Genomic DNA, 9,394 nt, shown 5'->3' with positions numbered 1-9,394 from the left:
GTGATGACGACGGGCTTGTCGTGGTCGCGGACCAGGCTGCGCAGGCGGTCTGCGTAGGTGGTGTGGTTGCGGGCGGAGCGGTAGAGGCTGACGCCGACCAGGTCGAACAGCGACCAGTCGACGCGTTCCCACCCGGCCGCGGAGTAGGTGACCGGCCCGCCGAAGCGGCGCCGCGCGGTGGTCACAGCGGTGGTGAGCAGCCTGTGGAGGCGCCGGTCGATCCTGCGCCGCAGCACACGGTGGAAACGCACGATGAGCTTCAAGCGCAGGAACGACCGAGGTCCGGGGACGATGCCGGGCACGGTGTGGGAGAACTCGCTGCCGACCAGGAGCGTCACCCGGTCCGGGTGGTCCCGGCGAAGTTCTTCGGCCGCCTCGGCCACGGCGTCCAGGTGCTCCAGCAGCTTCGGCTGAGGCAACTCGGGGACGCTGGGCCGGATGTAGACGCCGAGTCCGGTCTCGAGGGCGGTGCGGGCGGCGTCGATCAACCGCTGCCCGTCCCCGATGAGCATCACCGTGGTGCAGCGCAGATCCCGGGCGATGACCTCCAGGTCCCGCCGCACGTAGTCGGTGCTTGCCTCGCCGACCAGGTAGGAGATGCCGCGGACGGTCAGCATGCGCTCGGCTCCTGTCGACGCAGACGGTGGGCGGTCATGAGGAGAAGGGCGGCGACACCACCGAGCATCGCGGCGTCGACCGCGCACTTCACCGTGCCCTCCACGTTGCCGCCGAGCGGTTCGACCGGGAAGGACAGCCCGGCGCGGAGGACGAGGGCGCTGCCCGCGGCGGCCAGTACGTGCCGGCGGCCCCAGCCCTGGCGGCGTGGCCGGCGCAGCGGCAGCCGGCCGACCACGACGGTTCCGTGGAGCGGCGCCAGGATGAGCAGGCCCGCCCGCGGCTCCAGCGGCCGACCTGTGCTTGCGCCGTCGCCGATAGGTACTGCGCACCGATCGGGACAGCACCAGCAGGCCGTGCCGGAACCGCGGCAGGGCGGCAGGAGCGGACAGTGCGGGCATGAGGATCCTCTGCGTGGTGGTTCAGGGGTCCGGGTCGTCATCGGTCCGGTCGACGCTAGAGGGACCGTGGGCGGTCGGACATCCGTCTTTCGTCCAGGAGCGCATGACTTCCGTCCAGAAGTGCGCGGCCCTCCGTCCCTACGCCGTCCCGGTGCCGCCCCTCCGCACGCGGGGCACCGTTTCCAGCCAGAAGCGGTCGAAGGCACCGTCCGAGCCCGGCCGCCGGGTACGAACTACCGTTCCGGATACGGCAGGATGAGCGGTCGCGCCCCTTCACGAACGGACGCGACCGCACTTCCGCACATCGAGCAGGTGACAACGTGACGAGACTTCACATCCGGCCGTCGGCGACCCTCTTCGCCGCGGGACGTCTTCCCGGAGGTGACCGGTGAACCGCGCGCTGACCGTGCACGACCTCGTCCTCGCCGGCATCGCCCTGGTCACGGGCCTGCTGGTGGCCTTCCTGTCGCGCACGCTGCTGCGCTGGCTGGGCAAACACGCCAAGCGCACCCGCTGGAGCGGCGACGACGTCATCGTGGACGCGCTGCGCACGGTCGTGCCGTGGGCGGCGATCGTGGGCGGCGGGGCGGCCGCCGCCGCGGTGCTGCCGCTGACGAAGGCGGTCCAGCACACCGTCAACCAGTGCCTGACGGTGCTGCTGATCTTCGTGGTGACGGTGTCGGCGGCCCGGGTGGTCGCCGGGCTGGTGCAGACGGTCACCTCCTCCCGCTCCGGCGTCGCCGGGTCCGCGACGATCTTCGTCAACATCACCCGGGTGCTGGTGCTGGCTATCGGCTTCCTGGTGGTGCTCCAGACGCTGGGCATCTCCATCGCGCCGATGCTCACCGCCCTGGGCGTCGGCGGTCTGGCCGTCGCGCTCGCCCTGCAGGACACGCTCGCCAACCTTTTCGCGGGCATCCACATCCTCGCGTCGAAGACCGTGCAGCGCGGCGACTACATCAGGCTGAGCAGCGGGGAGGAGGGCTACGTCGAGGACATCAACTGGCGTCAGACGACGATCCGCGCGCTCTCCAACAACCTGGTCGTCATCCCCAACGGGGAGCTCGCCAAGTCGAACATGACCAACTTCATGCGCCCCGAGCAGCAGTTGACGATCCTGGTGCAGGTCGGCGTCGCCTACGACAGCGACCTGGAGCACGTCGAGCGGGTGACGACGGAGGTGGTCACCGAGGTGATGACCGAGATCACCGGCGCGGTCCCGGACCACGAGCCGGCGGTGCGCTTCCACACGTTCGGCGACTCCCGGATCGGCTTCACCGTGATCCTGGGCGTGGGCGAGTTCAGCGACCAGTACCGGATCAAGCACGAGTTCATCAAGCGCCTGCACCGCCGCTACCGCGAGGAGGGCATCCGGATTCCCGCGCCGACGCGGACGGTGGCCCTGCAGCAGGGCTCGGTGGTGATCCCGCAGCAGCGCACGGCCGAGGACGTCGTGCAGGACGGTCCGGCCGCCCTGCACGACTGACCCTCAGAGCGTCGCCGGGTTGTCGTGGTGGTGCCCGCCCGTCCGGCTGTGCGGCCTGGCGAGGGACGTGTTCACCGGGGTGACCGTCCAGTCCGGGTGGCCGGGCATCCGCGGTGTCGTCGTGCCGTGGAGCCACTCCCCCAGGCGTGCGTGTGGCCCACGGTGCGGACGTCTGTGCGGTCCGCTGTCGAGTCGAGGTCGATCAGGAGATATCTTGATGTCGAGCAATGTTGCAGACGTGGAGCGGAGCACCCGGTGACTGACTCGACCATCATCTATACGCACACTGACGAGGCCCCGGCCCTGGCGACGTATTCCTTCCTGCCGGTGGTCCAGGCGTACGCCTCGCAGGCGGGTGTCGCCGTCGAAACCCGCGACATCTCCCTGGCCGGGCGCATCATCGCGCTGTTCCCGGAGTACCTGGAGGAGGGCCAGCGCATCCCGGACGCCCTCGCGGAGCTCGGCGAGCTGGCCAAGACGCCCGAGGCCAACATCATCAAGCTGCCGAACATCTCGGCGTCGATCCCGCAGCTGAAGGCCGCGATCGCCGAGCTGCAGGGCCAGGGCTACGCGCTGCCGGACTACCCGGACGAGCCGAAGACCGACGAGGAGCGCGAGATCCGCGCCCGCTACGACAAGGTCAAGGGTTCCGCCGTGAACCCGGTGCTGCGTGAGGGCAACTCCGACCGGCGCGCCCCGGCCTCGGTCAAGAACTACGCGAAGACCCACCCGCACCGCATGGGCGCCTGGACCGCCGAGTCCAAGACCAATGTGGCCACCATGGGCGTGGACGACTTCCGCTCCACCGAGAAGTCGGTGGTGATCGCCGAGGACGGCACCCTCCGTATCGAGCTCAAGGGCGACGACGGCTCCACCACCGTGCTGCGCGAGTCCGTACCGGTCCTCGCCGGTGAGGTCGTCGACGCCTCCGTGATGCGGGTGGCCGCGCTGCGCGAGTTCCTGACCGCGCAGGTCGCCAGGGCCAAGGCCGAGGGCGTGCTGTTCTCCGTGCACCTGAAGGCCACGATGATGAAGGTCTCCGACCCGATCGTCTTCGGTCACGTGGTGCGCGCCTTCTTCCCGAAGACGTTCGCGCAGTACGGCGACAAGCTCGCCGCGGCCGGCCTGACCCCGAACGACGGTCTGGGCGGCATCTACAAGGGCCTGGAGTCCCTGCCGGAGGGCGCCGAGATCAAGGCCTCCTTCGACGCGGAGCTCGCCGAGGGCCCGGCGCTGGCCATGGTCGACTCCGACAAGGGCATCACCAACCTGCACGTCCCCTCGGACGTCATCGTCGACGCCTCCATGCCGGCCATGATCCGCACCTCCGGCCACATGTGGGGCCCGGACGGCCAGGAGGCCGACACCCTCGCGGTGCTGCCGGACTCCAGCTACTCCGGCGTCTACCAGGCCGTGATCGACGACTGCCGTGCCAACGGCGCCTACGACCCGTCGACGATGGGCTCGGTCCCGAACGTCGGCCTCATGGCGCAGAAGGCCGAGGAGTACGGCAGCCACGACAAGACGTTCGAGATCCCGACCACGGGCACGGTCCGCCTGGTCGACCAGAACGGCAACGCCGTCATCGAGCAGACCGTCTCCGCCGGTGACATCTTCCGCGCCTGCCAGACCAAGGACGCCCCGATCCGCGACTGGGTGAAGCTGGCCGTCACCCGCGCCCGCGCCACCGGCGACCCGGCGGTGTTCTGGCTGGACGAGACCCGCGCCCACGACGCCAACCTGATCGCCAAGGTCAACGCGTACCTGCCGGAGCACGACACCGAGGGCCTGGACATCCGCGTCCTCGCCCCGGTCGAGGCCACCAAGCTGTCGGTGGAGCGCATCCGCCGCGGTGAGAACACGATCTCCGTCACCGGCAACGTCCTGCGTGACTACCTGACCGACCTCTTCCCCATCCTGGAGCTGGGCACCAGCGCCAAGATGCTGTCGGTCGTCCCGCTGATGGCGGGCGGCGGCCTGTTCGAGACGGGCGCCGGCGGCTCCGCGCCGAAGCACGTCCAGCAGCTGGTCAAGGAGAACTACCTGCGCTGGGACTCCCTGGGCGAGTTCTTCGCCCTGGTGCCGTCCCTCGAGCAGTACGCCGAGGCCACGGGCAACGCCCGCGCCAAGGTCCTCGCCGACACCCTCGACCGCGCCACGGCGACCTTCCTCAACGAGGACAAGTCCCCGACCCGTCGAGTCGGCGGCATCGACAACCGCGGCAGCCACTTCTACCTGTCCCTGTACTGGGCGCAGGAGCTGGCGGCGCAGACCGACGACGCGGACCTGGCCAAGGCCTTCGCCCCGCTCGCCGAGACACTCACCGCGAACGAGCAGAAGATCGTCGACGAGCTGATCGCCGCCCAGGGCAAGCCGGCCGACATCGGCGGCTACTACCAGCCCGACCCGGCCAAGGCCGCGGCGGTCATGCGCCCGTCGGCCACGTGGAACGAGGCGCTGGCGTCCCTGAGCTGACGCACCCCTGACGGGCTCGCGGCCCGTCGACCGAACCGCCCCGGCCTAGTTCCTCCCGGCCGGGGCGGCCGTGTGTCGGCCCCGGTGCCGCTGGACGGTGACGCGGATGTCCCACGCCTGGAGCGGCGAAGAGACTCCCGCCACGCAGGTGCGTGAGCCACCGGCGTGGCCACCTACGCGGGCCTTGATGCCGACGCCCGCGTCCTGCGCTCCTACGAGTCGATGTTCGTGCACGGCCTGCTGCAGACCGAGGACCGCGCCCGTGCGGTGATCGCGCGGTCGGGCCCAGCGAACCCCACGAAGTGGACCAGTCGGTGCGCTTCCGCAAGGAACGCCGGGCCCTGCTCACGCGGCAGCCCCCTTGGAACGGCGAGTGGTGCTGAAGGAGAGCGCGCTGCGCCGGCCGGTCGGCGGCAAGGAGGTCAGGGCGGCCCGACGCGCCACCTGGCCGAGGCGGCGACCCTGCCGAACGCCACGATCCAGGGGGAGCCGTTCCGTGTGCGCCTCGCCGTTCCCTACGCCGAGCTGCTCGGCACCGAGTCCGGCCCGAGCGACGCCCGGCGCCGCCTCATGCGCCCGGATCCCCTCGTCCGGCCCTGAGACGACGGCCGTCCCGGCCGGCTGTTCTCCAGGGCACCACCGCCCTCACCGATCTCGCCGACCTCGCCGTTCTCGGCACAGGAGCGATGTGGCACCTTGGTCGGGCAGCACGACGCCGATCATCCCCGGGAGCCCTCGCATGACCCCTGCCGCAGTGTCCTACTCCGTCCTGCCCGGAGGCGGCGCATCCCCGGTGATCCTGCATGTGCCGCACTCGGCGCGGGAGATACCGGCGGACGTGCGGGCGGGCATCGTGCTGGACGACGGGGCGCTGGAGCGGGAGCTGGACCACATCACCGACGCGCACACCGCGGAGATCGCGGCGGAGGCGGCGAGTCGGACCGCGATGACGCCGTGGCGGTTCGTCAACCGGCTCTCGCGGCTGGTCGTCGACCCGGAGCGGTTCCCGGACGAGCGGGAGGAGATGCTGTCGGTCGGCATGGGCGCGGTGTACACACGGACCACGCACCGGGGCGTACTGCGGCCCGGGGACGTCGATCCCGAGCCGCTGATCGCGCGGTACTTCCGGCCGTACGCGCAGGCCATGACCGACGCCGTGGCCGAACGGCTGGCCGTCGCCGGGCGGGCCGTGATCATCGACGTGCACTCGTATCCCACCGAGCGGCTGCCCTACGAGCTGCACGGCGAGGGGCCGCGACCGCCGGTCTGCCTGGGCACCGACGCCTTCCACACCCCGCCCGAGCTGCTCGCGGCGGCGCGGGAGGCGTTCGCCGGGGTCGGCGAGACGGGGCTCGACAGCCCGTTCGGTGGGGCGTACGTACCTCTGCGGTACTACGGGAAGGAGCCGCGGGTGTCCGCCCTGATGGTGGAGATCCGGCGGGACACGTACATGACCGAGCCGGGTGGTCCGGCCGGTCCCGGGCTGCGCCGGCTCGCCTCGGCGCTGGCGGGGCTGGTCGACGCCGTCTCCGGCTGAGCGCCGACAGGAACAGGCGCGCACCGCAGGCACGGCAGCAACGCCGACCGGGCGGCCCGGTCACCACGGGCCGGGGCTCGCGGCCCCGCCGATCACCTCGTCCCTCGGGGGACGACCGTGATCGGCGGGCCGCGGACGCTGCCTCGCGCGTCGCGACCCGCGCCGGGTGGCTCAGGCGCGCAGCCACTCCGTGACGACTACCTCCCCGTCGGTGCGCAGGCGCAGCGCGAAGGGGCCGGCGGGTGGGGCGTCGCTGGTGAAGCGGCCCATGTCGTCGGCGGTGAGCGCCGCGCCGGCCCGGGGGCCGTCGAGGACCTCGATCGAGGCCGGCTGGGGCGGCAGCAGCTGGCCCATCAGCCCGTGCGTGGTCACCTCGACGTCGACGGTCAGCCCGCCGGAGTGGAAAGTGAGCATCCGCGGCACGTCCACGGCTCCCCTGACCGGGATGGCGTCGACCAGCGAGTCGAAGGTCAGCTCGGCGATCCGGGCGTCGAGGTCGTGCAGCGCGTAGGCCTCGATGGCGATCTGCCGCAGCTCGGCCGGCACCGGATCGAGGATGGCGGCGGCTTGACGCAGCTCCTCCTCCAGGCTGCCGTGGTCGAACTCCTCGTCGTCGAAGGCGTCGTCGAGGACGCCGTCGTTGTCGTCCATGTGGTTCACAGAGCTCCCCGTGCGTCGAGTCGGGCGCGCAGGCGGCGCAGACATCGCTGGCGCATCGGTCCGATGCTGCCCACGGCGATGCCCAGGGCGGCCGACACCTCCTGGTAACTGGGCGGCGGCGAGGAGATCAGCACCCGCAACAACTGCCGGCAGCGCTCACCGAGCGCCTCGAACTCCTGCCAGAGGTGGCGGACACGCTCGCTCTGCGCGGCCGCCTCCTCCGAGTCCAGCACCGACTGCTCCGGCGTACGGTCCTCGCTGACGCGGTCGAGCAGCTGGGGATCGTCCGTCGGGGTCAGCCGGCGCAGGCTCTTGATCACTTTCAGGCACTCGTTGCGCGCGGTGCTCGCCAGCCAGGAACCCGCCTTGTCCGGTTCGCGGATCCGCCCGAGGTGCTGGGCGAAACGGAACCACACGGTCTGGTACACCTCGTGCCCGTCGGCCTCGGAGAGCCGGTGCGCACGCACGACGGACCACACCAGCGGGCTCAGCCCTTCCACAAGCGCCTTCCAGGCCGCCGTGTCACCGTCGACGGCGGACTGGACGAGCGCGCCGACTTCAGTACGGTCCACGGTCCCACCCCTCGTGTACGGCATGTCATCGTACGCCGTGGCGGGTGCGGCTTCGGACCTCATGACGCCCTCACACCGAGGGAGCGAGCTGTTCGGCCGGCACGGGACTCCAGGTCGGCGGGTGCAGCGCCGGTACGTGGAACCCGCGCACCTCGGCGAACTCTGTGTTGACGGCGAGGAGTTGACGGGCGGCGGCGCGCGGGTCGGTCTCCTGGTGGGCCGTCATGTGGGCGGCGACCAGTCCGGCCACGACGGGCGTCGCGAAGGACGTCCCGCTCCACGAGGCGAGCCCCTCGAACATCACCTGGTCCGGCTTGCCCGCGGTGGCCGCCCGCTGCTCGCTCAGCACACCGGTGTGGCGCGGCGACTGGCAGGTGCAGGGATAGGTGAAGCCGTAACGGCAGTCGTCGTACGTGGAGTGCTGGTAGACGTACGGGACGGGCGTGTTGAAGCCCGTGAGGGCGCTCACGAGGCGCTCGCCGGGGGCGTAGACCCGTACCCAGGGGCCGTGGTTGCTGAAGCAGGCGCCGAACTCGCCGTCGCCGCGCAGGGCGCCGACCGACAGGACCGCGTCGGCGTACTCGGGCTGGGCGGCGTAGGCGGCGGGCCAGAAGGGCGTGGCGCTGGCGTTGTTGCCGGCGGCCGCGACCAACAGGGTCCGCTGCGTACGCAGTTCCTCCATGAAGGCCGAGACACCGAGCAGGCCGTCGACGCGGCCGTTGGAGGTGCCGGCGGAGAGACTGATGATGTCGGGCCAGCCGCCCTGCTCGACGGCCTCGAAGAGCTGGTCGCCGAAGTCGTACTCCAGGATCGCGCCCGCGTCGTTGAGGCTGCCCCGCACGGTGACGTCGGTGTTGGGGGCGACGGCGGCGACGAGTCCGGCGATGAACGTGCCGTGGCCGACGTACTGCTGGAGGACGCCGTCCTCGTCCGTCTCCTTGAACTGCGGGTCGCCCTGGGTGTGGGCGAGCAGCGGGTAGGAGCGGTAGTCGTGCATGAGGCCGGTGTCGATGACGAGGACACCCACGGCGCCGCCGGGGGCGTAGGAGGCCTCCGCCGCAGCCGGGTTGGGGGGTTGCGAGGCGGGGACCGGCTCGTCGCCGGGGCAGGCGTTGACGGCGATGGACACCACGTGGTTGCGGCTGACGAGCCGGCGGCCGGCGCGGTCCTCGGTTCCCCGCAGGGCGCGCAGGGCACCGGCGACGGCGCGGTCGGCGCCGGGCGCGCCCTGGCCGGGGTCGGCGACCTGGATGCGGGTGATGCCCGAGCGGTTGGCCTGCGGGCCGGCCCGGCGCACATGGTCGGGGGTGAGGTCGGGCGCCGCGGTGAAGTGCGTGCGGACGGCGTCCTCGACGACCTGGGCCTCCTCGCCGTCGCGGGCGAGGACGACGCCCTTCTCGTAGATGAACTCCGCGGAGTCGTCCGGCCCCATCGCCAAGGGGACGTCGGGCAGCGCGCGTTGGATCTGGTCGAACTGCTCGTGGAATCGCTGTGGTGCCATGGCGTGTCCTCCCCTGAACCCTGCGGTCGTCAGTCAGAGCCGCGAGGCCGTCGTTTGATACAGGTGGTGCGACAGCAGAGCCGGGTGGTGCGGTTGCCGCCGCGCGCCCTCGGCGTGCGCCCCGCGGCGCACGGATCCCGTTGACGT

The 9,394-nt window shown here is 71.5% G+C and carries 8 protein-coding genes and 1 pseudogene; 4 read left to right on the top strand and 5 right to left on the bottom strand.

Going from position 1 to position 9,394, the window contains the following annotated elements:
* Both IE263_RS43890 and IE263_RS43885 read right to left on the bottom strand, forming a co-directional pair.
* Positions 1 to 617, bottom strand: a pseudogene (locus tag IE263_RS43890) (hypothetical protein); the annotation flags it as partial.
* Positions 611 to 853 (bottom strand): hypothetical protein, encoded by a 243-nt coding sequence (locus tag IE263_RS43885; protein ID WP_189943737.1) that lies wholly within the window; start codon positions 851 to 853, stop codon positions 611 to 613. The pseudogene IE263_RS43890 and the gene IE263_RS43885, both read right to left, overlap by 7 nt.
* 551 nt (positions 854 to 1,404) lie before the next feature.
* On the opposite strand from IE263_RS43885, the gene IE263_RS43880 reads away from it, so the two are divergent.
* The 4 genes from IE263_RS43880 (at position 1,405) to IE263_RS43865 (ending at position 6,514) form a co-directional block, all read left to right on the top strand.
* Positions 1,405 to 2,502, top strand: coding sequence for a mechanosensitive ion channel family protein (locus tag IE263_RS43880; RefSeq protein WP_189943736.1), 1,098 nt, complete (start codon positions 1,405 to 1,407; stop codon positions 2,500 to 2,502).
* 255 nt (positions 2,503 to 2,757) lie between these two features.
* Positions 2,758 to 4,977: an NADP-dependent isocitrate dehydrogenase gene (locus tag IE263_RS43875; protein ID WP_189943735.1), complete on the top strand. Its 2,220-nt coding sequence runs from the start codon at positions 2,758 to 2,760 to the stop codon at positions 4,975 to 4,977.
* Between the two features lie 165 nt (positions 4,978 to 5,142).
* On the top strand, positions 5,143 to 5,577 hold the full coding sequence (locus IE263_RS43870; RefSeq protein WP_189943734.1) for a Scr1 family TA system antitoxin-like transcriptional regulator: 435 nt from the start codon (positions 5,143 to 5,145) through the stop codon (positions 5,575 to 5,577).
* Positions 5,578 to 5,716: 139 nt separating this feature from the next.
* Positions 5,717 to 6,514, top strand: coding sequence for an N-formylglutamate amidohydrolase (locus IE263_RS43865; RefSeq protein ID WP_189943733.1), 798 nt, complete (start codon positions 5,717 to 5,719; stop codon positions 6,512 to 6,514).
* Positions 6,515 to 6,685: 171 nt separating this feature from the next.
* Here IE263_RS43865 and IE263_RS43860 read toward each other — a convergent pair whose 3' ends face one another.
* The 3 genes from IE263_RS43860 to IE263_RS43850 are packed head-to-tail and all read right to left on the bottom strand — an operon-like array spanning position 6,686 to position 9,247.
* Positions 6,686 to 7,165 carry a hypothetical protein gene (locus IE263_RS43860; RefSeq protein WP_189943732.1) on the bottom strand — a complete coding sequence of 160 codons (480 nt, stop codon included), beginning with the start codon at positions 7,163 to 7,165 and terminating at the stop codon, positions 6,686 to 6,688.
* Between the two features lie 5 nt (positions 7,166 to 7,170).
* The gene (locus tag IE263_RS43855) at positions 7,171 to 7,770 is read right to left on the bottom strand and encodes an RNA polymerase sigma factor (protein WP_189943731.1); all 600 of its coding nucleotides are present in this window, start codon (positions 7,768 to 7,770) and stop codon (positions 7,171 to 7,173) included.
* A 46-nt stretch (positions 7,771 to 7,816) separates the two neighbouring features.
* Complete coding sequence (locus IE263_RS43850) at positions 7,817 to 9,247, bottom strand: S8/S53 family peptidase (protein WP_189943730.1); 1,431 nt, start codon at positions 9,245 to 9,247, stop codon at positions 7,817 to 7,819.
* Between the last annotated feature and the right edge of the window lie 147 nt (positions 9,248 to 9,394).

This window comes from Streptomyces aurantiogriseus (assembly GCF_014649375.1).
GTDB classification, from domain to species: Bacteria; Actinomycetota; Actinomycetes; order Streptomycetales; family Streptomycetaceae; genus Streptomyces; species Streptomyces aurantiogriseus.
This window is presented reverse-complemented; position numbering and strand designations above follow the sequence as displayed.